The 21,951-nt window shown below is 60.5% G+C and carries 23 protein-coding genes; 14 read left to right on the top strand and 9 right to left on the bottom strand.

Annotation, left to right across the window (positions count from 1 at the left end):
* Positions 1-11 precede the first annotated feature (11 nt).
* Both JIO00_RS28575 and JIO00_RS28570 read right to left on the bottom strand, forming a co-directional pair.
* On the bottom strand, positions 12-257 hold the full coding sequence (locus tag JIO00_RS28575) for a TIGR02647 family protein (RefSeq protein WP_010465085.1): 246 nt from the start codon (positions 255-257) through the stop codon (positions 12-14).
* 235 nt (positions 258-492) lie between these two features.
* Positions 493-777, bottom strand: a complete 285-nt coding sequence (locus JIO00_RS28570; RefSeq protein ID WP_010465083.1) for a hypothetical protein — start codon at positions 775-777, stop codon at positions 493-495.
* Between the two features lie 125 nt (positions 778-902).
* Here JIO00_RS28570 and JIO00_RS28565 point away from each other — a divergent pair, with 125 nt between their 5' ends.
* On the top strand, positions 903-1,562 hold the full coding sequence (locus JIO00_RS28565; RefSeq protein ID WP_172791911.1) for a glutathione S-transferase family protein: 660 nt from the start codon (positions 903-905) through the stop codon (positions 1,560-1,562).
* A gap of 121 nt (positions 1,563-1,683) precedes the next feature.
* Here JIO00_RS28565 and argH read toward each other — a convergent pair whose 3' ends face one another.
* Positions 1,684-3,078, bottom strand: coding sequence for an argininosuccinate lyase (argH, locus tag JIO00_RS28560; protein ID WP_010465079.1), 1,395 nt, complete (start codon positions 3,076-3,078; stop codon positions 1,684-1,686).
* Positions 3,079-3,539: 461 nt separating this feature from the next.
* On the opposite strand from argH, the gene JIO00_RS28555 reads away from it, so the two are divergent.
* From JIO00_RS28555 to JIO00_RS28525, 7 genes are all read left to right on the top strand, one after another.
* Complete coding sequence (locus JIO00_RS28555; protein ID WP_010465077.1) at positions 3,540-4,286, top strand: LytR/AlgR family response regulator transcription factor; 747 nt, start codon at positions 3,540-3,542, stop codon at positions 4,284-4,286.
* 138 nt (positions 4,287-4,424) lie between these two features.
* Complete coding sequence (hemC, locus tag JIO00_RS28550) at positions 4,425-5,366, top strand: hydroxymethylbilane synthase (protein ID WP_010465075.1); 942 nt, start codon at positions 4,425-4,427, stop codon at positions 5,364-5,366.
* Positions 5,363-6,130, top strand: a complete 768-nt coding sequence (locus JIO00_RS28545) for a uroporphyrinogen-III synthase (RefSeq protein WP_077747150.1) — start codon at positions 5,363-5,365, stop codon at positions 6,128-6,130. Before hemC ends, JIO00_RS28545 begins: the two co-directional genes overlap by 4 nt.
* A 16-nt stretch (positions 6,131-6,146) precedes the next feature.
* Entirely contained in the window at positions 6,147-7,289 is a 1,143-nt protein-coding gene (locus tag JIO00_RS28540) for a uroporphyrinogen-III C-methyltransferase (RefSeq protein ID WP_010465071.1), read from the top strand.
* Positions 7,286-8,524, top strand: a complete 1,239-nt coding sequence (locus JIO00_RS28535) for a heme biosynthesis protein HemY (protein ID WP_010465069.1) — start codon at positions 7,286-7,288, stop codon at positions 8,522-8,524. The genes JIO00_RS28540 and JIO00_RS28535 overlap by 4 nt, the downstream gene beginning before the upstream one ends.
* 359 nt (positions 8,525-8,883) lie before the next feature.
* The gene (locus JIO00_RS28530) at positions 8,884-9,435 is read left to right on the top strand and encodes a disulfide bond formation protein B (protein WP_077747152.1); all 552 of its coding nucleotides are present in this window, start codon (positions 8,884-8,886) and stop codon (positions 9,433-9,435) included.
* Positions 9,436-9,612: 177 nt separating this feature from the next.
* Positions 9,613-10,071: an Rsd/AlgQ family anti-sigma factor gene (locus tag JIO00_RS28525; RefSeq protein ID WP_007899333.1), complete on the top strand. Its 459-nt coding sequence runs from the start codon at positions 9,613-9,615 to the stop codon at positions 10,069-10,071.
* Between the two features lie 59 nt (positions 10,072-10,130).
* Here JIO00_RS28525 and JIO00_RS28520 read toward each other — a convergent pair whose 3' ends face one another.
* Entirely contained in the window at positions 10,131-10,796 is a 666-nt protein-coding gene (locus tag JIO00_RS28520) for an FKBP-type peptidyl-prolyl cis-trans isomerase (protein WP_010465064.1), read from the bottom strand.
* Positions 10,797-10,988: 192 nt separating this feature from the next.
* Between JIO00_RS28520 and JIO00_RS28515 the strand changes: the two genes are divergently transcribed.
* Positions 10,989-12,125 carry an AlgP family protein gene (locus tag JIO00_RS28515; protein ID WP_083375485.1) on the top strand — a complete coding sequence of 379 codons (1,137 nt, stop codon included), beginning with the start codon at positions 10,989-10,991 and terminating at the stop codon, positions 12,123-12,125.
* On the opposite strand, the gene JIO00_RS28510 is transcribed toward JIO00_RS28515, so the two are convergent.
* Positions 12,122-12,586 carry a TIGR02444 family protein gene (locus JIO00_RS28510; protein ID WP_200667278.1) on the bottom strand — a complete coding sequence of 155 codons (465 nt, stop codon included), beginning with the start codon at positions 12,584-12,586 and terminating at the stop codon, positions 12,122-12,124. The genes JIO00_RS28515 and JIO00_RS28510 overlap by 4 nt on opposite strands.
* A 50-nt stretch (positions 12,587-12,636) precedes the next feature.
* On the opposite strand from JIO00_RS28510, the gene JIO00_RS28505 reads away from it, so the two are divergent.
* From JIO00_RS28505 to rhtB, 3 genes are all read left to right on the top strand, one after another.
* Positions 12,637-14,547 carry an ATP-binding cassette domain-containing protein gene (locus JIO00_RS28505; protein ID WP_077747154.1) on the top strand — a complete coding sequence of 637 codons (1,911 nt, stop codon included), beginning with the start codon at positions 12,637-12,639 and terminating at the stop codon, positions 14,545-14,547.
* On the top strand, positions 14,547-15,128 hold the full coding sequence (locus JIO00_RS28500; protein WP_010465057.1) for a mechanosensitive ion channel family protein: 582 nt from the start codon (positions 14,547-14,549) through the stop codon (positions 15,126-15,128). The genes JIO00_RS28505 and JIO00_RS28500 overlap by 1 nt, the downstream gene beginning before the upstream one ends.
* A 208-nt stretch (positions 15,129-15,336) precedes the next feature.
* Positions 15,337-15,969 (top strand): homoserine/homoserine lactone efflux protein, encoded by a 633-nt coding sequence (gene rhtB, locus JIO00_RS28495; protein ID WP_200667276.1) that lies wholly within the window; start codon positions 15,337-15,339, stop codon positions 15,967-15,969.
* A gap of 138 nt (positions 15,970-16,107) precedes the next feature.
* Here rhtB and JIO00_RS28490 read toward each other — a convergent pair whose 3' ends face one another.
* The 4 genes from JIO00_RS28490 to JIO00_RS28475 are packed head-to-tail and all read right to left on the bottom strand — an operon-like array spanning position 16,108 to position 19,253.
* Positions 16,108-16,851, bottom strand: a complete 744-nt coding sequence (locus tag JIO00_RS28490; protein ID WP_200667274.1) for a penicillin-binding protein activator LpoB — start codon at positions 16,849-16,851, stop codon at positions 16,108-16,110.
* A 3-nt stretch (positions 16,852-16,854) separates the two neighbouring features.
* Positions 16,855-17,445, bottom strand: coding sequence for a penicillin-binding protein activator LpoB (lpoB, locus tag JIO00_RS28485; RefSeq protein WP_200668684.1), 591 nt, complete (start codon positions 17,443-17,445; stop codon positions 16,855-16,857).
* Between the two features lie 23 nt (positions 17,446-17,468).
* Positions 17,469-17,843 carry a YcfL family protein gene (locus JIO00_RS28480; protein ID WP_200667272.1) on the bottom strand — a complete coding sequence of 125 codons (375 nt, stop codon included), beginning with the start codon at positions 17,841-17,843 and terminating at the stop codon, positions 17,469-17,471.
* A gap of 12 nt (positions 17,844-17,855) precedes the next feature.
* Positions 17,856-19,253 (bottom strand): COG3014 family protein, encoded by a 1,398-nt coding sequence (locus JIO00_RS28475; RefSeq protein ID WP_200667270.1) that lies wholly within the window; start codon positions 19,251-19,253, stop codon positions 17,856-17,858.
* Positions 19,254-19,419: 166 nt separating this feature from the next.
* Between JIO00_RS28475 and JIO00_RS28470 the strand changes: the two genes are divergently transcribed.
* Positions 19,420-21,318: an FTR1 family protein gene (locus JIO00_RS28470; protein ID WP_200667268.1), complete on the top strand. Its 1,899-nt coding sequence runs from the start codon at positions 19,420-19,422 to the stop codon at positions 21,316-21,318.
* A gap of 125 nt (positions 21,319-21,443) precedes the next feature.
* Positions 21,444-21,899, top strand: a complete 456-nt coding sequence (locus tag JIO00_RS28465) for a YaiI/YqxD family protein (RefSeq protein WP_010465051.1) — start codon at positions 21,444-21,446, stop codon at positions 21,897-21,899.
* Positions 21,900-21,951: the final 52 nt, after the last annotated feature.

Here is a 21,951-nt window from a genome sequence, read left to right as displayed (position 1 = left end):
TACGGTAATGCTCAGGCTGTTTCCTGGACGTTGAGAATGGTCAGAACGGTTTGCACATTTTGCGCGGCGTCACGACCCAGACTGGTCAGATAACCACCATCTGGCTGGGTGATCAGTTCTTTGTCGAACAGTCTTTGGGCGGCAGCAATGGCTTTCGGGGCAGCGGTCTGATGAATTTTCAAACCTTCCTGGGAACTGTCCAGGTTGAAGAGTGCGAGGATTTCCAGTTCGGCAACCAACTCAGGGGTAAGCGACATAAGGACTCCAGACTTTCTAGGAATTGGACGACAGCGCCCCTAAGGTGAGCCCACTCGTGCGGCATGTCCAGTGCTCGCGACAGGGTTTTTTCGCCTCGGGATGCATTCCCCGCAGGGTGGTGCGCCAGCGGGGTGCGTAGGAGCGAGGCTTGCCCGCCAAGAGCGATGACACGGTTTGTCTGGAAAAACTTCAGCGCATCCTTCGCGGGCTAGCCTCGCTCCTACGGAATCGGGGTTACTTCTTTTCCGGCGGCAACTCTGGCAGTGCACGCAGGGCGGTTTCATACCATTCGGTGTTGAACGCGCGGTCTTCTTCGAGGATTGCGTCGATTTCTACTGCCAGCACATGGGCCATCAGGTTGAGGATTTCCTCGCGCTCGTAACCCACCAGGGTCAGCTTGTTGAACGTGGCCTTGGCCGCAGGCGGGTTGTCGCTTTCGATCTGGTTTTCGATGGCTTCGATCAGGGTGGTTTCGGTGAATTCTTCTTCGTCGCTATCGATATCAGTTGGCTCGCTCATGGCAGGCTCCTCAAGTTTAAGGCGGCCAGTTTACCTGCATTCAGCGCTGTGATGCTGCTGGCAGGAATCGCTTCGGCGTTCTATAAACAGGCACTGCCAACCCCGCACGGCCTGGAGGCTTTGTGATGCTCAAGCTTTATGGATTTTCCGTCAGTAACTACTACAACATGGTCAAGCTGGCGCTGCTGGAGAAGGGCGTGCCGTTTGAAGAAGTACCGTTTTATGCCGGCACAAGCCCGGACTCGCTGGCCATCAGTCCGCGCGGCAAGGTGCCGGTTTTGCGCACCGAGCAGGGTTTCATCAATGAAACCGCGGTAATCCTCGAGTTCATCGAGCAAAGTCAGAACGGTATATCGCTCCTGCCGAGCGACCCGTTCGAGCGGGCGCAAGTGCTGGCAGTGGCCAAGGAAATCGAGTTGTACATCGAGTTGCCGGCTCGCGCCTGTTATCCCCAGGCATTTTTCGGCATGCAGGTGCCGGACGCGATCAGGGACAAGACCAAGACCGAGCTGCTGGCAGGCTTTGCCGCGTTGGGCAGGCACGGCAAGTTCGCCCCTTATGTGGCAGGGGACAGTCTGAGCATTGCGGATTTGTACTTCCTGTACAGCGTTCCACTGGCCTGTGCGGTGGCGCATAAGCTGTTCGATATCGATCTGCTGGCCGAGATGCCGGCGGCCAGGGCGCTGTTGGAGCGACTGGAGCAGAACCCGAACGTGCAGCGGATTGCGGTGGACAAGGAAGCGGCGATGCCGGCGTTTATGGCGATGGTCGCTTCCAAGAAGTAGGGTTTTGTAGCGTTCTTGAGTCAGTCTTCGCGGGCAAGCCTCGCTCCTGCGGGATCGGTGTCGTTCGCGCAATTGCGGGGCGACAAAGATCCCGTAGGAGCGAGGCTTGCCCGCGAAGCTTTTAGCGGCTGGCGAGCAATGCCTGACCGCGCGCCACGGCCTTCTTCACCTGCGCCGGCGCAGTCCCGCCGATATGGTCGCGGGCGTTCACCGAGCCTTCCAGGGTCAACACGGCGAATACGTCCTGATCGATCTGGTCGCTGAACTTGCGCAGCTCCTCCAGGCTCATTTCCGCCAGGTCCTTGCCGCTTTCCACGCCGTACTTCACGGCATGGCCAACGATTTCGTGGCAATCACGGAACGGCAGGCCGCGGCGTACCAGGTAGTCAGCCAGGTCAGTCGCGGTGGAGAAACCACGCAGCGCCGCTTCGCGCATCATCGCGTGCTTGGGCTTGATCGCCGGGATCATGTCGGCAAAGGCTCGCAGCGAATCGCGCAGCGTATCGGCCGCGTCGAACAGCGGTTCCTTGTCTTCCTGATTGTCTTTGTTATAGGCCAGTGGCTGGCCCTTCATCAAGGTCAGCAGGCCCATCAGCGCGCCGAAGACACGGCCGGTCTTGCCACGCACCAGCTCTGGCACGTCCGGGTTTTTCTTTTGCGGCATGATCGAGCTGCCGGTGCAGAAACGGTCCGGCAGATCGATGAATTGGAACTGGGCGCTGGTCCACAGCACCAGCTCTTCGGAGAACCGAGACAAGTGCATCATCGCGATGCTCGCGGCCGAGCAGAACTCGATGGCGAAGTCGCGATCAGACACGTTGTCCAGCGAGTTGCCGCCCACGGCATCGAAGCCCAGCAACTGAGCCGTGAACTCGCGGTCGATCGGGTAAGTGGTGCCGGCCAGCGCGGCGCTGCCCAGCGGCATGCGGTTGGTGCGCTTGCGGCAGTCGACCAGGCGCTCATAGTCGCGGCTGAGCATTTCGAACCAGGCCAGCATGTGGTGCCCGAAAGTCACCGGCTGCGCGGTTTGCAGGTGGGTGAAGCCCGGCATGATGCTGCCGGCTTCGCGCTCGGCCTGCTCCAGCAAGCCTTTTTGCAGGCGGGTGATTTCGCTGAGGATCAGGTCGATCTCGTCGCGCAGCCACAGGCGGATGTCGGTGGCGACCTGGTCGTTGCGGCTGCGCCCGGTGTGCAGTTTTTTACCCGTGACGCCGATGCGGTCGGTCAGGCGCGCCTCGATGTTCATGTGCACGTCTTCGAGGTCGATGCGCCAGTCGAACTGACCGGCCTCGATTTCACCCTGGATGGTCTTCAGGCCATCGGTGATGCTGTCGCGCTCGGCGTCTGTCAGCACGCCGACCTTGGCCAGCATGGTGGCGTGGGCGATCGAGCCCATGATGTCGTGGCGATACAGGCGCTGGTCGAAAGTGACGGAGGCGGTGAAGCGGGCGACGAAGGCGTCGACGGGTTCACTGAAGCGGCCGCCCCAGGACTGATTGGTCTTGTCAGTGCTCATGAATTCGCTCGTGTCGGCTGAAGAAAAAATGACGGTGGAAGCTGCCGCGGATAATAACAGGGTTGCCAATCCTGTCGCTGACGCTGGTCGACAGGTTTTTTTCACAAGGCGGGGTCCATACTCGGGACATGCCTTGTGGGAAATTGCGCAACGATATTTTCCGATTGAGCAATATCGTCCCTGCAACCGTCTACAGTTGGACAATAGGAACAGCGCACTTCTCGGCGCTGCGGCTGACTATAAGAAGAGGGGGTGTTCATATTGTGTATCGGCAAACCCTACGGCGATACCTCGCTTATGCGGGCCAGAGCCTCCAATCAATTGGCAGATGAAAATTTAGCCGCCGGTCTCGCGGCACTTTTTGGCCCTCGCGCTAGTCTTAGCGTGGATCGCGGTGACGGACGTCACTTCACCTGTCTACGCTATCCTTGTGCGAGACTCACGCAGGAATCCAGCGCAATATGAATGTCCTGATCGTTGATGACGAACCCCTAGCCCGCGAGCGCCTGAGCCGAATGGTTGGCGAACTCGAGGGATACACTGTCCTGGAGCCCAGCGCCACGAACGGCGAAGAGGCGTTAGCGCTGATCGACAGTCACAAGCCGGATATCGTGTTGCTCGATATCGGCATGCCAGGCCTTGATGGCCTGCAAGTGGCTGCCCGGTTGTGCGAACGCGAAACCCCGCCCGCCGTGGTGTTTTGCACCGGGCCCGATGAATTTGCCGTGGAAGCCCTGCAGGCCAGCGCCGTGGGCTATCTGGTGAAGCCTGTGCGAACCGAACATTTACATGATGCATTGAAAAAAGCCGAGCGGCCCAATCGCGTCCAGCTCGCCGCCCTGACCCGTCCAGCCGCCGAAAGCGGCAGCGGCCCCCGCAGCCACATCAGTGCCCGAACACGTAAAGGCATTGAGCTGATCCCGTTGGGTCAGGTGGTCTACTTCATTGCCGATCACAAATACGTGACCTTGCGCCATGAAGGCGGCGAAGTGCTGCTGGATGAACCGCTCAAGGCCCTGGAAGATGAATTCGGCGACCGTTTCGTGCGCATTCACCGCAACGCTCTGGTCGCCCGCGAACGCATCGAACGCTTGCAGCGCACGCCGCTGGGGCATTTTCAGCTGTTCCTCAAAGGCCTCAATGGCGATGCCCTGATCGTCAGCCGTCGCCACGTGGCCGGCGTGCGAAAAATGATGCAACAGCTTTGATTCGCTGATCAGAAGCGAACTTCACACCCGTTTGTTGGACGTCCGGGGCCAGGGAGGCCACGTAGTTTCTGATACAAGTCAAAGTGGATTTGGCTGAGCTGTTATTATCCGCCGTATCTATTCAGTACGGATTGATCCATGTCCTCTCGCGAAATCCGCATCGCCACCCGCAAAAGTGCTCTTGCCCTGTGGCAAGCCGAATACGTCAAGACACGTCTGGAACAGGCTCATCCGGGCTTGCTTGTGACGCTGGTGCCCATGGTCAGTCGTGGCGACAAGCTGCTCGACTCGCCCCTGTCGAAAATCGGTGGCAAGGGCCTGTTCGTCAAGGAGCTCGAAACCGCGTTGTTGGAAAACGAAGCCGACATCGCCGTGCACTCGATGAAAGACGTGCCGATGGATTTCCCCGAAGGCCTCGGCCTTTTCTGCATCTGCGAGCGTGAAGACCCGCGCGATGCGTTCGTTTCCAATACCTACGCCAGCCTGGATGAGTTGCCGCAAGGAAGCATCGTCGGCACCTCCAGCCTGCGCCGTCAGGCTCAGCTGCTGACTCGCCGCCCGGACCTTGAAATCCGCTTCCTGCGCGGCAACGTCAACACGCGCCTGGCCAAGCTTGATGCCGGCGAATACGACGCCATCATCCTTGCGGCTGCCGGCCTGATTCGTCTCGGCTTCGAGGATCGCATCACCTCGGCAATCAGTGTCGACGACAGCTTGCCGGCCGGTGGCCAAGGCGCGGTCGGCATCGAATGCCGTAGCGCCGACAGCGTAATTCACGCCCTGCTGGCGCCGTTGCATCACCAGGACACCGCCACCCGCGTGACCGCGGAACGTTCCCTCAACAAACATCTGAATGGTGGCTGCCAAGTGCCAATCGCCTGCTACGCCGTGCTTGAAGGCGAGCAGATCTGGTTGCGCGGTCTGGTGGGCGATCCGAGCGGCGGCCTGCTGCTCAACGCCGAGGCTCGTGCGCCAAGGGCCGATGCAGAAGCCTTGGGTGTGCAAGTCGCTGAAGACTTGCTGAGCCAGGGCGCCGCCGACATTCTGAAAGCGGTCTATGGCGAGGCAGGTCACGAGTGACGGGCTGGCGCCTGCTGCTGACGCGCCCCGCAGATGAGTCGGCGGCGCTGGCAAGCGTTTTGTCGCAAGCGGGGATTTTCAGCAGCAGTTTGCCGCTTCTGGAGATCGAGCCGATTGCTGTCTCTGACACAATGCGCGAGGTGATTCAGGGGCTGGATCGTTACTGTGCGGTGATCGTGGTCAGTAAACCGGCCGCGAGAATGGGCGTTGACCTGCTCAATCAGTATTGGCCACAGCCACCGTCCCCACGCTGGTTCAGCGTGGGCGCTGCGACTGCGCAGATCCTGGCGGATAACGGGCTGGACGTGAGTTTCCCCGCCGAGGGCGATGACAGCGAAGCCTTGCTTGAGTTGCCCTCGTTGCGCGAGGCGATTGCCCGACCCGATCCGCGGGTGCTGATCTTGCGCGGGGAGGGCGGGCGCGAGTTGCTGGCTGAGCGTTTGCGCGAGCTTGGTGCTAGTGTCGAGTATCTGGAGTTATACCGTCGTGGACTGCCTCACTACCCGTCGACGGTGCTGCCTGACCGGATCGAAGCGGAACGCTTGAACGGGCTGGTGGTCAGCAGTGGACAGGGTTTTGAGCACCTGCGCCAATTGGCAGGCGATGCCTGGCCTGAAATGGCGCGGTTGCCGTTGTTTGTTCCAAGCCCCAGGGTCGCCGAGCTGGCACGTGCCGCCGGGGCCCAAACAGTTGTGGATTGTCGTGGCGCCAGTGCCACGGCTTTGCTGACGGTGTTACGGGAGCATCCCGAACCCGTTCTCTAATGCAAAGGATGGATACGTGAGCGAAACAGCCTTGCCTAAAGATGACGTGCTGCCGGTGCTTGAAGCGCCGGTTGAAACTCCACCACCTGCCACAGTGCAGCGCCGGGGCAATGGGCTGGCAATCGTCGCGCTGCTGTTGGGCGCCGCCGGTGTTGCCGTGGGCGGTTGGGGTGTCTGGCAGGTGCGTCACCTGCAAGCCAACACTCAGCAGCAGTTGAGCCAGGTCCAGGCGTTGAGCGATCAGGCGCAGAGCCTGAAACTCAATGAACAGCGCTTGAGCGCGCGCCTTGAACAAATGCCTGCAGCCGAAGAACTGGACGCTCGCAGCCGTTTGGTGGCGCAGTTGCAAGGCGATCAGCAACGCTTGAATCAGCGTCTGGAAACGGTCCTCGGTGCGAGTCGCAAGGATTGGCGTCTGGCCGAAGCCGAGCACTTGTTGCGTCTGGCCAGCCTGCGCCTTTCTGCGCTGCAGGACATCAGCAGCGCCCAGGCCCTGGTGCAGGGTGCCGATGAAATTCTGCGTGAACAGAACGATCCCGGTGCCTTCGCAGCTCGCGAGCAAGTGGCCAAAACCCTGGTGGCGCTGCGCAGCACAGAACAGCCGGATCGCACCGGGTTGTTCCTGCGATTGGGCGCACTGCGCGATCAGGTCATCAACCTCACCGAGCTGGCCCCCGAGTACAAGGATCGTGGCGAATCGCTGTTGGGCCTGACGGCCGATGGCGATGGAGCCAGTCGTTGGGCGCAGTGGTGGGATCAGATTTCGCGCTACATCCGCATCGACTTCAATGCTGACAAAAATGTTCGTCCATTGCTGGCAGGGCAGAGCCTCAGTCAGGTGCGTCTGGCGCTGAGCCTGGCGCTGGAGCAGGCGCAATGGGCCGCGCTCAATGGCCAGGCAGCGGTCTACACCCAGGCGCTGGCTGAGGCGCGTGATGTATTGACGGGCAACTTCAACCCGGACAACCCTCAAAGCAAAGTCATGCTTGAGCAGGTGGGCGAGTTGAGCAAGCAGCCGGTCACTGTGGTCACGCCGGACCTGACCGGGACATTGAGTGCGGTTCAGGGGTATCTGGAGCGGCGTAACGTCAACGCCGAAGACTCGATCAAACCGATGGCAAAACCGGCCGCGAACACTGCGCAGGAGGCCACGCCATGAAACGCCTCTATGTGATCGTGTTTCTGGTCATCGCCGCAGCCGCCGCACTGGGCCTGGCGATCGCCGAGCATTCCGGTTACGTGCTGATTGCCTACAAGACCTTCCGTTATGAAGCGAGTCTGTGGGCCACCCTGGCGTTGGTCGCAGTGCTCTGGCTGGTGTTCTGGGGCATCAAGGCGTTGGTTGAGCTGGTGATGACGTCCAGCGGCGTGGTCAATCCGTGGTCGCGGCGCAATCGCAGCCGTCGGGTGCAAGTGGCGATCGAACACGGTCAGCTGGACCTGGCGGAAGGTCGCTGGGCCAGTGCGCAGCGTCATTTGCATCGCGCCGCCGAAGCCGAGCGCCAGCCGCTGCTCTACTACCTTGGCGCCGCACGCGCCGCCAATGAACAAGGTCACTACGAGGAATGCGACAACTTGCTGGAGCGCGCCCTCGAACGCCAGCCCCAGGCGGAGTTGGCGATTGCCTTGAGTCACGCCCAGTTGCAGAACGACCGTGGCGACACCGAAGGCGCCCTGGTGACCCTGCAAGCCATGCACGAGCGTCATCCTCATAACGTCCAGACCTTGCGCCAGTTGCAGCGTCTGCATCAGCAGCGCGGCGACTGGTCGGCAGTGATTCGCCTGCTGCCGGAGCTGCGCAAGGATAAAGTCTTGCCTCCCGCCGAGCTGGCCGATCTGGAGCGACGGGCGTGGGGTGAAAACCTTTCCCTGGCGGCGCATCAGGAAGCGGACGGCACGGTGGGTTTGCAATCGCTCAATCGCGCCTGGCAGCAACTCACCTCGGCTCAGCGCCAGGAGCCTCAGTTGGTGCTGGCCTATGCCGAGCAACTGCGGCAACTGGGTGCACAGGTCGAAGCGGAGGAGGTTCTGCGCACAGCGCTGAAGCGCAAGTACGACAGTCATCTGGCGCGTCTCTACGGTCTGGTGCGTGGTAGCGATCCGGCTCGTCAACTGCAAACGGCCGAGGGTTGGCTCAAGGATCATCCGGCCGACCCAAGCCTTCTGCTGACACTCGGCCGCCTGTGCCTGCAAAGCAGTCTGTGGGGCAAGGCGCGGGACTATCTGGAAAGCAGTTTGCGGGTCCAGCGCAACCCGGAAGCCTGTGCGGAACTGGCGCGGTTGCTCGCTCAGCTCGGCGACACAGAGCGCAGCAATCAGCTGTTTCAGGAAGGTCTGGGTCTGCTGGATGAGCGCCTGCTGGCGGCACCACTCCCAGCGCCCGTTTACGCCTGACGTATTCCTTCTGTAGCAGCTGGCGCAGCCTGCGTCCGGCTGCGAAGCAGTTGTAAAGCGAGCACCACGGTTTCATCAGGCCAATCGCGTTTAAATGTATGACGACTGCTCAGCAGCCGGATGCAGGCTGCGCCTGGGGCGGGAGTCGTTCCTGGGCGCGATCCGGCCGCTCGAATTTCGCTGAATGTTTAGCTTTGTAATCCCTGATCGGCTTTGTCCTACAGGGGACTTCATCAAGTCCTCCCGACGCTGTCGGGAATTCCCTACACTTCTGGTGAAGTGTCCGTGCCGGCCTGCCTTGAAAGGCTGGCGCGCTTTCCTCTACCGTAACCGCCTGTCTCTACTGTTACGGATAAGCCATGTTTTTGGCCTGCTCACGCTCCTTGTTTTTCATGGCTTTTATTGCAGGTGCCTTGGCCTTGGGCGTTTCCTATTACCTGGAATACGCAATCGGCCTCAAGCCTTGCGGGTTATGCCTTTTGCAGCGAGTCTGCCTGGCGTTGTTCACCGGTGTCTGCCTGACAGCTTCGGTGCATGGCCCCGGCCGCTTCGGGACTTTTCTTTATTGGCTGCTCGGTTTGTCATGCAGTCTCGCCGGTATGGTCGCGGCGTGGCGGCAAGTCTTGTTGCAAAGCGATCCGGCGCATCAGCTATCGACCTGCTCTACCAATCCGCAGGCCTTATACGAGAACGTGCCCTGGCTGTGCAAAGTGACGCGGATGTTCAAAGGGGACGAAGATTGCGCAGAAATCTCCTGGACGCTGTTCGACCTGAGCATCCCGGAGTGGAGTCTGCTGCTCTTCATGGCGGTGACAATTCTGAGTGTTTATCTGCTGCTGCGCGTTGTCTGGCTTGCCTGCAAGCGACCGCTCAGCGGCGTGTCGTCGCACCGGGGGCTGGCGGGTGATTAAACACTTGTATGAACTTTATCTCCTGCGTACCTTGAAGCCATTGTCGCGCGGGCATAATCTGGCCCGCACGTGTCATTGGAATTATGTTGCTCGATGGCGCTCTGCCTGGCCGATTCTTGATTATCAAGACTGCGACAGGTGTAGGGCAGCATGACCCACAAGGGAAGAGAGATCACCATGCTCGAAAGTTGTCAGAATGCTCAGGAACGTTGGGGTGGAGTGCATCTGCTGATCGATCGCTGGTTGCAGGAGCGTCACGAACTGGTTCGAGCCTACGATGCTCTCGGTGCCAAGCCAGAGGCTTTGGGCGAAAACCGAAAGCCGTTGCAGGAATTCTGCGGCGTGCTGGTCGACTACGTGTCTGCCGGGCACTTCGAAATCTACGAACAGCTGACCGGCGAAGCCAAGGCTTTTGGCGATACTCGCGGGCTGGAGCTGGCCGAGACGATTTACCCGCGCATCGACGTCATCACCGAGAAGCTGCTGGCGTTCAACGACCTGTGTGATGCAGGCAAGTGCGTGGCAGAGAAATTCAAGGAGCTGGGCGGGCTGTTGCACGAACGCTTCGAACTGGAAGATTGCCTGATCGAAGTGCTGCACACTGCTCATAAGGAAGAGGACTCGGTTCAGGCCTGAACCTCTCCTGCAAGACTAAAAAACGGTGCGCTATGCGCGCCGTTTTTCGTTCTCGGTTTTCAGCTTGTGGCACCGCGCAATTCGACTTCGAACACCAGCGGCGTAAACGGAGCGATCAGGTCGCCGGCACCGTCAGCACCATAGGCTTGCGACGACGGAATCACCAGGCGCCATTTCGCACCGACCGGCATGTTTTGCAATGCGCTGCGCCAGCCGCTGATTACGCTATCCAGACTGAACCACTGCGGCTTGCTGTTCTGATCGAACACGGTCCCGTCGGGAAGGCGTCCGACATATAAAACTTCGACCTTGCCATCAGGGCCTGCCTTGGCCCCCGTGCCCGGTGCCAACTCGGTCAGCAAAATGCCATCCGCCAATTCACGAACACCCGGTTTGGCTTTTTCCTCGGTGAGAAAGCGCTGCTCTTTTTCCAGCGCGACTTCACTTTGTGGCAGGGCGGGTTGCTCGGCGACCTGGGCTTCGTGCTCGGCCAGAATCTGTTCGATCTGCTCGTCTTTCAATGCCAGTGGCTTGCCTTGATAGGCTTGTTGCAGACCGTCGAGCAATGCCTGGAGTTGCAGATCCGGCACCTCTTGGCGCAAGCGTTCACCCAGGCTCGCACCCAGGCTGTAAGCAAGATCGTGGGCCTCGTTCGGGGTGGTTTTTTCGGCGGCCTGGGCCACGGAAAAACACACACACAACGATAAAAAAAAGTAGCGCGACATGGGCACACTCCGATCTGAGATGCGGTGGATTATGCCAGTGTGAGTGCGCTCAAAGGTGAACTGGTTTTGCACCCGCGCAGAAGAATTTCAATCTGTTGCAACGCAGCGCTTTCGATACTGTCAACATGCCCTAGCGGCGGTGTCATCAGAGGTCTAGTATGAGCCGCACCCACGTCAGCCAGGAGGTAAACCATGTCGGCCACCAAGAAGCCTGTAAATACCCCGTTGCACTTACTCCAACAACTCTCGGGCAGCCTGCTCGATCATTTGGAAAACGCTTGTTCCCAAGCCTTGGCTGATGCTGAAAAACTGCTCGCCAAACTGGAAAAGCAGCGCGGAAAAGCGCAGGAGAAGTTGCACAAATCCCGTACCAAGTTGCAGGACGCCGCAACTGCCGGTAAAGCCAAGGCACAAACCAAAGCGAAGGGTGCGGTGAAAGAACTTGAGGACTTGCTCGATGCCCTCAAGGATCGTCAATCCGAAACGCGCAGCTACATTCTGCAACTCAAGCGCGATGCTCAAGAAAGCCTGAAACTGGCCCAGGGTATCGGTCGTGTACAAGAGGCTGTCGGCAAGGCGTTGTCCCTGCGTTCGGCCAAGCCTGCTGCGGCACCTGCCAAGAAAGCTGCTGCCAAACCGGCGGCTGCAAAAGCACCGGCCAAGCCTGCTGCCAAACCTGTCGCCAAAGCGCCGGTGAAAGCCGCAGCAAAACCTGCGGCGAAAAAACCGGTTGCTGCCAGCGCTGCAAAACCAGCGGCTAAATCGACGGCTGCCAAAACGGCCGCCAAGCCAGCTGCTGCCAAAACGGCCGCCGCTAAACCTGCTGCAAGAACCGCTGCTGCGAAACCGGCTGTGGCGAAAACCGCAGCGGCAAAACCAGCTGCAAAATCGGCTGCTGCGAAGCCTGCTGCAAAACCTGCCGCTGCAAGAACTGCTACCGCCAAGCCAGCCGCAAAACCTGTCGCGGCTAAAACCGTTGCCGCAAAACCGGCTGCAAAAGCGGCGGCGAAACCCGCTGCTAAACCCGCTGCCAAAGCTGCCGCCGCGAAACCCGCTGCCGCCGCCAAGCCAGCTGCTGCAGCGAAACCAGCAGCCAAACCAGCTGCAGCAAAACCTGCTGCCGCGAAGCCAGCTGCAAAACCTGCCGCCAAACCGGCCGTGAAAAAGCCTGCCGCTGCTGCCAAGCCAGCTACTGCGCCAGTTACCAAACCAGCGACTCCAGCTGCATCGGCTTCGCCAGCGGCAGCAGCCACTCCCTCGACCCCATCGACTGCGCCAACGCCAGCCGCACCGTCGAGCACCAGCACCACCCCAGCCAGCGCTTCTTAAGTGCCGGTTGCCGCGACGCGCAGCTGATGCAGCGCGTCGCGGTTCAGGTGGGCGGCGCCTGCCGCCACACCTTCCAGCCAGGCCGTTGAATCGGTCACCTCATACTGTGGCCAACTCTGCGCCACACGTTCCAGTCGCAACAGCAGATGCCGTTCGGCTTCCATCTCCAGTGTTTTCACTTGTTCGCGCAGATCATCCAGTCCGGCATCCTCGCTGGCGGCGGCTTTCCATTGCATTCGCAAGGCGCGCAACGGTTGCACGACATCTGCGTCCCAAGGTCCGGCTATATCGCGAAGCAACTGCAAGCGTTGTTCGTTACAGGTGACGCCCCGTTCTCCCAGCCACAACGCGCATAGCAGCAAGCACACGTTCACACCCGCCGACTGCAACGTCAGGCACGCGTCTTCAATGCCGGGACGCGCGTAGGTGGTAAGGGAAAAGCTCCACAGGTCAGAGGACATAGTGCTACTCGCGCCAGTTGCGAGCGAAGCTGGTAGACTCCGCCGCCATTATGATTCGACTTCAGAACCTGACTTTACAGCGTGGCCCTCAACGTCTGCTAGAAGACGCTGAGCTGACCCTGCACGCCGGCCACAAAGCCGGCCTCATCGGTGCCAACGGCGCCGGCAAATCGAGCCTGTTCGCCTTGATTCGGGGCGAACTGCACCCGGACTCGGGTGACTGCTTCCTGCCGGCCGACTGGCGCATCGCCCACATGCGTCAGGAAATCGAGACCCTCGAACGCCTGGCGGTCGACTACGTGCTCGATGGTGACCTGCGCCTGCGTGAGGTGCAACGCGACCTCGCCGCTGCCGAAGCATCGCATGACGGCGCCGCTCAGGCCCGTCTGCACGCGGAACTCGACAGTGCCGACGGTTACACCGCCGACGCCCGGGCTCGCAAGCTGCTGGCCGGTCTTGGGTTCACTAATGAGCAAATGGATCGTCCGGTAGGAGATTTCTCTGGTGGCTGGAGGATGCGTCTGAACCTGGCGCAGGCTTTGATGTGCCCCTCGGACCTGTTGCTGCTCGACGAACCGACCAACCACTTGGACCTCGACGCCATCATCTGGCTCGAAGAATGGCTGAAAAGCTATCCCGGCACCTTATTGCTGATTTCCCACGACCGGGATTTCCTCGATGCCGTGGTCGATCACGTGGCCCACGTCGATCAGCGCAAGATCACCTTGTACCGTGGTGGTTATAGCGCCTTCGAACGTGCCCGAGCCGAACGCCTGGCCCAGCAACAGCAGGCCTACGAGAAGCAGCAGGCGCAACGTGCGCACATGGAAAGCTACATCGCCCGCTTCAAGGCCCAGGCCACCAAGGCCCGTCAGGCCCAGAGCCGGATCAAGGCACTGGAGCGGATGGAAGAGCTGTCCGCCGCCCACGTCGATTCGCCGTTCGACTTCGTCTTCCGTGAATCGCAGAAAATCTCCAGCCCGTTGATCGATCTGTCGGACGCTCGCCTGGGTTATGGCGACAAAGCCGTGCTGGAGAAGGTCAAGCTGCAACTGACCCCCGGTGCGCGGATCGGTTTGCTTGGCCCGAACGGTGCCGGTAAGTCGACCCTGATCAAGAACCTCGCCGGTGAACTCTCGCCGTTGGCCGGGCGCCTGACCCGTGGTGAGAACACCGTCGTCGGCTACTTCGCCCAGCATCAGCTCGATTCCCTCGATTCCAAGGCCAGCCCATTGCTGCACTTGCAGCGTCTGGCGCCGACCGAACGCGAGCAGACCCTGCGCGACTTCCTCGGCGGTTTCGACTTCCGTGGCGCGCGTATCGACGAGCCGGTGCTGAATTTCTCCGGTGGCGAAAAGGCCCGTCTGGCCCTGGCATTGATTGCCTGGGATCGGCCGAACCTGTTGCTGCTCGACGAACCGACCAACCACCTGGACCTCGAAATGCGCCTGGCGCTGACCATGGCCCTGCAGGAATTCAGTGGCGCGGTGCTGGTGGTCTCTCACGATCGTCATTTGCTCAAAAGCACCACCGATAATTTCTATCTGGTGGCCGACGGCAAGGTCGAGGAGTTCGACGGCGATCTGGAAGACTACGCCCGCTGGCTGGTCGACTACCGTCAGCGCAATGCGCCGGTCAGCAACACCCCGGTCAACCCGGACAAGACCGACAAGAAGGCCCAGCGCCAGGCCGCTGCTGCGTTGCGTCAGCAACTGGCACCGCACAAGCGTGAGGCTGACAAGCTCGAAACCGAGTTGGGCAAGCTGCACGAGAAACTGGCGAAGATCGATACCAGCCTTGGCGACAGTGACATTTACGAACCGGCGCGCAAGAACGATTTGCGCGATCTGCTGGCTGAACAGGCCAAGTTGAAGGTGCGTGAAGCCGAACTCGAAGAAGCCTGGATGGAAGCCCTGGAACTGCTCGAAAGCATGCAGGCGGAGCTGGAGGCGCTGTCTTGATGGAAGCCTTCAAGCTGCCGCTGCCGGCGGGGTGGGGCGAGCCGATCTGGTTCGCTGCGCAAATCCTGCTGATTCTGTTGGCGGGTTACCTTGCCCAGCGCTTCGTCGCTAAATGCCTGACGCGCCTGGGCGAGCGCTACCCGTTTCCACCGCAACTGCTGATGCCGCTGCGCGGAGGTTTGCGCTGGCTGATCATGGGCAGTGCGCTGATTTTCGTACTCGAACGCCTCGGAGTTTCGGCCACCGTGCTCTGGACCGCGTTGTCCGGGTTTGTTGCGGTCGCGGCAGTGGCGTTCTTCGCCATGTGGAGCGTGCTGTCCAACCTGCTGTGCGCGATCCTGATCTTCACCGTCGGCCCGTTCCGCATCGGTGACGTCGTCGAGTTGGTGGACACCACCGACAAGCCCGGCGTCAAAGGCCGGGTGGTGGCGATCAACCTGCTCTACACCACGCTGATTGAAGCGGAAGAACTGGGTACCGGCAGCGCCATGGTGCAAGTGCCCAACAGCCTGTTCTTCCAGCGTTCGGTTCGGCGCTGGCGCGGGAGTGATGTGTTTCCGTTGAGCGGGATCGAAAAGTAAACCTTCTGTTGCCGGACATACCGCTATCGCGAGCAGGCTCCTCCCACAGGGGAACGTATTTCAACTGTGGGCGTGAGCCGGCTCGCGATGGGACCAAAAGTCATAAAACGTTGGTCGGCAGTCGCTCTATCCTTCAAAAAATCGGTAGTCATCAGCCCAAAGCCGCATTAGCTTAGACGTCTGTCACAAGTCTGAGTCGAGGTGTGCAATGGAGCTTCAAACATGGCTGGCGTTTTTTGCCGCCTGTTGGGTGATCAGTCTGTCTCCCGGTGCCGGCGCCATTGCGTCGATGTCCAGCGGTCTGCAATACGGTTTCTGGCGCGGTTACTGGAACGCCCTGGGCCTGCAATTGGGCCTGGCGGTACAGATCGCGATTGTCGGCGCCGGTGTGGGCGCGATTCTCACGGCATCAGCCACCGCTTTCTATGCGATCAAATGGTTCGGTGTGGCCTACCTCGTTTATCTCGCGGTCAAGCAATGGCGCGCGTTGCCCAGCGACATGAGCGATGACGCGGCCGTGCGTCAGATTGGCAAGCCGCTGGCGTTGGTGTTCCGTGGATTCCTGGTCAACATCAGCAATCCCAAGGCGCTGGTGTTCATGCTGGCGGTGTTGCCGCAGTTTATTGATCCACACGCGCCGCTGCTGGCCCAATACTTGATCATTGGCGTGACCATGGTCTGTGTCGACCTGATCGTCATGGCCGGCTACACCGGGTTGGCGTCGAAGGTGCTGCGCCTGTTGCGCACGCCCAAGCAGCAAAAACGCATGAACCGCACGTTTGCCGGGCTGTTCATTGGTGCGGCTGCGTTTATGGCGACCCTGCGCAAAGTCGCGGTGTAAACCTCTCAAGGGAGACCCGATCCATTGTGGCGAGCGAGCTTGCTCGCGCTGGGCTGCGCAGCGGCCCCAATAGTGCGAGCGCTGCGCACTCGAGCAAAAGGAGCAAGCTCCCTCGCCACAGGGTGATCGGCTTCAGGCTTAGCGCAGGATGACCGGCGCAGTATCCGGCGGCAGGTCGTTGCGCGGCTGCGGTTGTCCTGACGGCACATAACTGCCATCCCCCAGCTGTTCGCTCAACTGACGCGCCACATCTTCGCCCAACGACCTCGACACGTCCCGCACCACCCGTGGCCGGTTCAGCGAGACGTGGATATCCCGATCATTCATCAGTTTGGTGTCCTGGGCTTCGCCCATGGCCGTGAACGCCGAGGTGATCTCGTAGGTCCTGGTGTTGATCAGGCTGAAATCCGCCACCAGGGTCAGTGCCAGCACCGCCGAATAGCTGTCGGTATTGGCCAGCTCATTCATGTCCTGGGTGAAGTCGATGTCCGACAGCGTGCCGAACAGCACGTAGTCGGCGCCTTTGAAGTGGCCAGCCTTGATGCGTTTGATCACGTCGTACACATCGCTTTTGGCGCTGGCGGTGTAGGGCGTGCCCTGGATCAGCTGGAACATGCCGGTCTTGAGCATCTGACCTTTGATGTCACCACTGAAGCGGCGGATTTCGGTCTGCTCCAGGTAGCTGTTCTGCGTGGTGTACTCGTCATAACTGGACGAGCCACTGGCGCCGTAATAATCCTGTTGATGATTGTCCCGGGCCGCGATCACGTGGACGTATTGATCCACGCTGGCCTCGTAGGCAAGGTCGGTGACAGCGATTTTCGGGGCCGCCTGTACGCCAACGGCGCAGGCCAGGGCCATGATGCCAATCCATGCACGCATTGCTTAGCGCTCCGTAGTCTTGCGGATTTCTTTCTCGTCCATCCACTCGGCCAGCCCGCTTTCGACATCGACCAACTGCAGGCTGAATTTGTAGAAGACGTCTTTGTAATCGTTGCTGCGCTTGACGATGGAACTGATCGAGCCTTCCAGGCGATAGCGCGCGGCGATCATGTTGCCGGTCTTGGCCGCCGTGCTCTTTTTGTACAGACCGCTCTGGTTTTGCAATTTCAGATGGTCGACCTGACTCTGCAGGTCCGTGTTGTCGCTGGCAAAGCGCGCGGTGCCGGAACGCATCAGCTGGGTTTTGATCGACGTGGTGATCTCCCGGGTATCGATGTATTCGCTGGTCTTGTTCATCACGTCGTACACCTGAACCACCGGGCGGCCTTTCAGGACGCCGGACTGGGCGAGGGAGCGGGTCATGCTTTCCGCGATCATTTGCAGGTCGGTCGAGCCGAATTCGTTGGTGATCAATTCCACGGCTTTCGGGTCGCCATAGCTGATATTGCCGCTGCCCAATACCGGCGAGCGATTGTCGGCGCAGCCACCGATCAGCAATACGGCCAGGGCAATGAACGAAACGCGTACAAACATGGGCAAGGTCTCAAGTGGGCGGTTCACGGCGTATTGATCTCCAGGCGGAAATCCACGGCTTGGGGCACGGGAGCGATGGCCGGCAGAAAACTCGTTTGCTCGGCGTAAAGGGTCAGGCTTTTCCAGGTGTCGGCTTCGGCCACCGGAAAACCTTCCGCCCCCAGCCAAAGATAGCGGTAATAGAGCGTTCGGTTGCGGGTATCCGTGTTGCTCAGCTGCGTGTTGACTGTCAAGAAACCGTTTTCCCTGGCCATGCGCATCGGGCCGATGGCCACGTTCTTGATCGGTCCGGTGGCCATGACTTTGCTCGCGGCACTGCCCGGTTCCGGCGGCGGTGGCGGGGTGGCGCAACCGGCCAACAGGGCCAGTGCGACAACGGAGAAGCATTTCAATCCCATGAAAATCTCCGTTCAGGGTTGGGCAGGGCTGATGGCAGCCTGCGGTGCGGGAAGGGTGTCGAGCTGCAGGGCGACATCGGCGGCGAACCGGCGGTCACCCACGGCGCGCAGGCTGAAGGCCTGGTGGGTCTGATCCACCTTGAACCTGACCGGTGCTGCGTCCGGTGCGTTGGGCAGCGTCAGTTGGTGCTGGCCTTTCTTGAGCCGCAGGCGGGCAATCAGCGTCTTGTCCGGCAACGTACGCCAGCCGCGGGTATCGGCGTCCTCGCGTTGCGTCTGCTGCAGGAGCGTTTCCTCAAGTTTCTCGGGTCTGTGCTTTTTCAGATAGGCCAGATACTCGACATTGGACCGGGCGCGATGGAGCGTGCGCTGGATGATGCCCGGCATGTCATCACGCAAGGTGCGCCGCGACATATCGCCAAAGCTGTTGAGCAACGTCAGTTTGTGTTTTTTGCCGTCCACCATGACGAAGTCCACCGGTGGCGTGGAGGTGTCGGGGACGAGGATCGGGAACGACATGTTGGTGATGTAGGTTTCACCTTCGACATCCACCGAAATCGGCACGCGCACCGAACTGCGCGCCGGCGCCAGGCCGGTTTGCACGATCAGCAGAACGTCGACCTCGCCAGCCTTCAGCGGGGATTTGGCCAGGTTGCGCAAGGCTTGTTCGAGCAGCGGCGTATTGGGGCGCAGTTCGATGGCCTGGCGATAGCCCGGTGCGGCGAGGTCTTTCTCGTTCAACGATTCATAAATGAATCCGGCGAGGTAATGGCTGAACGCACTCTGGTAGCTGTTCTTTAGCGCGATCACTTCGGGGGCGTCGAGGGTCGCTACCGGGTAGCCCTGAAGGTCCTGGAATTTCATCGCGGCCCCTTGTTCCTTCGCCTGGTTTTCCAGTTCCAGGTATTGCTTGTCACGCTTGTCGGCAATGGTGGCTTCGCGCTCGTGGGTTTTCTTGATCATGACGCGCGCCAGTTCCGTTTCGGAGCCGGAGAGCAGCATCAGGGCCATTTGCGTGGTCAGGGCAACTCTCTCGAAATCATAGCCATCGTATAACCGCACCTTGTCGTTGGCGCTGTAACTGTTGAACTCGGTGAATGTTTTGAAAGGGACGAACAGGGGCGAATTGTCCCACCCTTCGATCAAACGGTCGGCGTAGTCCCAATGTTGATAACTGTCGGGGAAATTGCCGGTGAGGCGCAGCAATTCGCCTTTTTCGAAGTGGTAAAGCAGATCGCCCGGGGGAATGGGATTGTTGCGGTCGAGTACGGCAACTGCACCGTCGAGCTGCCCGGCCTTGAAATACTCGAGTGTTTCGCCCAGCTCGGCGTTGTAGTCACGCATCGTGGGACAGCCGCTCAGTAGCAAACAGGCACTGAGTACAAAAATGAAGCGCAGGCGGGTGGCCATTTGCTGTGTGTCTTCCTTGAAAATAAGCCGCCATGAGGCGGCAATTTATAGACTTGGATGATGGCACTTTGTTCCTGTACTCCTGCGGCCGTCGCAGACAAAGCTTGAGTGAATCTCACTGGAAGTGAACAATGTGTTACTTCGTATTTCCAATTGAGATTCATTCATGACTGCCCCGTCCCGTTTCCTGGCCTGGCTGGTGTTGCCGCTGTTTGCCTTGTGCAGTTTCAATCTGCTGGCTTCCACCGTGGAAGGCGCGCCGCAAGCCCTGCATTTGCTCGATTACATCGGTGCGGATTATCCGCAGACGGTGCAAGCGGGCAAGGTCATCGACGAGTCCGAATACCGCGAGCAGCTGGAATTCATCAAGGTGCTACAAGGCTTGATCGCGGCGATGCCGGCCAAGCCGGAAAAAGCCGGGCTGGAGCAGGGCGTCAGCACGCTGCGCAGCGCCATCGCTGCCCGTCAGGACGGCGCGGATGTGGCCCGGCAGGCTCGGCAACTCGGCGCGAAACTGGCCGTGGCCTATGAAGTCAGTCAGGCGCCGATCATTACCCCGGATCCGACCCGTGGTGCACCGCTTTACGCCCAGCATTGCTCGGTCTGCCACGGCGATACGGGGGCCGGTGACGGCCCGGCGGGTGTCGGTCTGACGCCGCCGCCAGCCAATCTGCGTGACACGGCGCGCCTGGATCACCTGAGTCTGTACGCGATCTACACCACAGTGGGCCTGGGCGTCGAAGGCACGGACATGCCGGCCTTCGCCGATCAACTGGACGATCGCCAGCGTTGGGACCTGGCAACCTACATCGCCGGTTTCAGCGCCGATCCGGCCGCCGCCACATCCGAAAAGACCTACAACATCGCCGACCTCGCTCGTCAGACGCCAGCCGAAGTGCAGGCCGCCGATGGCCCGCAAGCCGCCGCGACGTTCCGTGCGCAGCGGGCGCAACCGCCGCAGGTCAAGCGTGGCCCGGCGCAGTTGCTCGACTACACCGCCGCCACCCTGGACAAGAGCCTCGCGGCCTACCGTGCCGGTGATCATGATCAAGCCTATGACTTGTCGGTAGCGGCGTATCTGGAAGGCTTCGAACTGGTCGAGAGCTCGCTGGACAACGTCGACGCCAACGTGCGCAAGGACACCGAAAAGTCCCTGATGGCGTACCGTCAATCGTTGCAGGACGGTTTGCCGGTGGCCCAGGCCCAGCAGCGTCTGGACGCGGCCAAGGCCAAGTTGAAGGAGTCCGCCGGGCTGCTGGGCAGCGACGGCTTGAGCTGGTCACTGAGCTACATCTCCGGTTTGCTGATTTTGCTGCGTGAAGGCCTCGAAGCGATTCTGGTGCTGGCGGCGATCCTGGCGTTCCTGCGCAATACCGGCCAGCAATCGGCGGTGCGCAGCGTCAACGTCGGTTGGGGCCTGGCGTTGTTGGCGGGTCTGGCGACCTGGGCACTGGCGGCCTATGTGATTGATGTCAGCGGTTCGCAGCGTGAATTGCTGGAAGGTGCGACGGCGTTGTTTGCCGCCGTCATGGTGCTCTGGCTGGGCGTGTGGATGCACGACCGTCGTCACGCGGCAGCCTGGCAGGACTACATCAAGAGCAGCCTGGTGGGCGGCGGCGGACGCTTCGGCTTTGCGACGCTGGCGTTTTTCTCGGTGTATCGCGAGCTGTTTGAAGTGATTCTGTTCTACGAAACCCTGTGGCTGCAGGCGGGGCCTGCGGGGCATAACGCAGTGTTGGCCGGTGGTGCAACGGCGCTGGTGTTGCTGGTCGGGCTGGCGTGGGTGATCCTGCGTGGCTCGCAGAAACTGCCGCTGTCGTTGTTCTTCAGCATCAACGCCGGTTTGCTCTGCGCGCTGTCGGTGGTGTTCGCCGGGCATGGCGTGAAGGCGTTGCAGGAAGCCGGAATCTTCGGCACCCGGCCGGTGCCGTTCTTTGACTTCGACTGGCTGGGGATCCACGCGGATGCGTATTCGCTGAGTGCCCAGTGCTTGGCGATCGTTGCGATTGTGGTGCTGTATGGCCGTAGCTGGATGGCGGAGAAGCGGCGGGTGCAGGTTTCTTAAGAGCATTCGCTGCGCTCATATTCGGGGGCACGCCTCGCTCCTACAGGTTGTACGCGGCCCCAAATAACGCGCGAATCCTGTAGGAGCGAGGCTTGCCCGCGAAGCTTTTAACGGAGGGAAACACAATGCGCGTATGGATCGATGCCGACGCCTGCCCACGGGCGGCGAAGGATCTGGTGGTGAAGTTCGCTCTCAAGCGCCAGTTCGAAGTGGTGCTGGTGGCGGGGCAGCCACAGATCAAACCTGGCCTGGCTCTGGTGAAGCTGATCGTGGTGCCCAGCGGCCCGGATGCCGCCGATGACTATCTGGTGGAACACGCGGTGCCAGGTGAACTGGTGATTTGCAGCGATGTGCCGCTGGCCGATCGGCTGGTGAAAAACGGCGTTTCAGCGCTGGACCCGCGGGGGAAGGAATTCGATGCGCAGAACATGGGCGATCGGTTGGCAGTGCGTAACCTGTTCACCGATCTGCGTGAACAAGGCCAGATGAGCGGCGGGCCGGCGCCGTTTGGTGAGCGCGAGAAGCAGGCGTTCGCCAATGCGCTTGACCGGATACTCACTCGGCTGACCCGTAAAGCCTGAGCCTTACTCAAATCAAAGGTGGGCGCGAGCAGGCTCACTCCCACAATTTGAC

The sequence above is a fragment of the Pseudomonas sp. SW-3 genome, assembly GCF_016615645.1.
Lineage (GTDB): Bacteria > Pseudomonadota > Gammaproteobacteria > Pseudomonadales > Pseudomonadaceae > Aquipseudomonas > Aquipseudomonas mandelii.
The sequence above is the reverse complement of the archived record's forward strand: the minus strand, read 5'-3'. Positions and strand labels throughout refer to the sequence as shown.

Bases quoted from the DNA above. Each gene is read 5' to 3' on its own strand.
- argH (WP_010465079.1), bottom strand. From the start codon at position 3,078: ATGAGCACTGACAAGACCAATCAGTCCTGGGGCGGCCGCTTCAGTGAA.
- JIO00_RS28570 (WP_010465083.1), bottom strand. From the start codon at position 777: ATGAGCGAGCCAACTGATATCGATAGCGACGAAGAAGAATTCACCGAA.
- JIO00_RS28530 (WP_077747152.1), top strand. From the start codon at position 8,884: ATGTTTTTGGCCTGCTCACGCTCCTTGTTTTTCATGGCTTTTATTGCA.
- rhtB (WP_200667276.1), top strand. From the start codon at position 15,337: ATGGAGCTTCAAACATGGCTGGCGTTTTTTGCCGCCTGTTGGGTGATC.
- JIO00_RS28500 (WP_010465057.1), top strand. From the start codon at position 14,547: ATGGAAGCCTTCAAGCTGCCGCTGCCGGCGGGGTGGGGCGAGCCGATC.
- JIO00_RS28525 (WP_007899333.1), top strand. From the start codon at position 9,613: ATGCTCGAAAGTTGTCAGAATGCTCAGGAACGTTGGGGTGGAGTGCAT.
- JIO00_RS28470 (WP_200667268.1), top strand. From the start codon at position 19,420: ATGACTGCCCCGTCCCGTTTCCTGGCCTGGCTGGTGTTGCCGCTGTTT.
- JIO00_RS28465 (WP_010465051.1), top strand. From the start codon at position 21,444: ATGCGCGTATGGATCGATGCCGACGCCTGCCCACGGGCGGCGAAGGAT.
- JIO00_RS28480 (WP_200667272.1), bottom strand. From the start codon at position 17,843: ATGGGATTGAAATGCTTCTCCGTTGTCGCACTGGCCCTGTTGGCCGGT.
- JIO00_RS28565 (WP_172791911.1), top strand. From the start codon at position 903: ATGCTCAAGCTTTATGGATTTTCCGTCAGTAACTACTACAACATGGTC.
- JIO00_RS28515 (WP_083375485.1), top strand. From the start codon at position 10,989: ATGTCGGCCACCAAGAAGCCTGTAAATACCCCGTTGCACTTACTCCAA.
- JIO00_RS28510 (WP_200667278.1), bottom strand. From the start codon at position 12,586: ATGTCCTCTGACCTGTGGAGCTTTTCCCTTACCACCTACGCGCGTCCC.
- JIO00_RS28535 (WP_010465069.1), top strand. From the start codon at position 7,286: ATGAAACGCCTCTATGTGATCGTGTTTCTGGTCATCGCCGCAGCCGCC.
- hemC (WP_010465075.1), top strand. From the start codon at position 4,425: ATGTCCTCTCGCGAAATCCGCATCGCCACCCGCAAAAGTGCTCTTGCC.
- JIO00_RS28575 (WP_010465085.1), bottom strand. From the start codon at position 257: ATGTCGCTTACCCCTGAGTTGGTTGCCGAACTGGAAATCCTCGCACTC.
- JIO00_RS28475 (WP_200667270.1), bottom strand. From the start codon at position 19,253: ATGGCCACCCGCCTGCGCTTCATTTTTGTACTCAGTGCCTGTTTGCTA.
- JIO00_RS28505 (WP_077747154.1), top strand. From the start codon at position 12,637: ATGATTCGACTTCAGAACCTGACTTTACAGCGTGGCCCTCAACGTCTG.
- lpoB (WP_200668684.1), bottom strand. From the start codon at position 17,445: ATGTTTGTACGCGTTTCGTTCATTGCCCTGGCCGTATTGCTGATCGGT.
- JIO00_RS28520 (WP_010465064.1), bottom strand. From the start codon at position 10,796: ATGTCGCGCTACTTTTTTTTATCGTTGTGTGTGTGTTTTTCCGTGGCC.
- JIO00_RS28490 (WP_200667274.1), bottom strand. From the start codon at position 16,851: ATGCGTGCATGGATTGGCATCATGGCCCTGGCCTGCGCCGTTGGCGTA.
- JIO00_RS28555 (WP_010465077.1), top strand. From the start codon at position 3,540: ATGAATGTCCTGATCGTTGATGACGAACCCCTAGCCCGCGAGCGCCTG.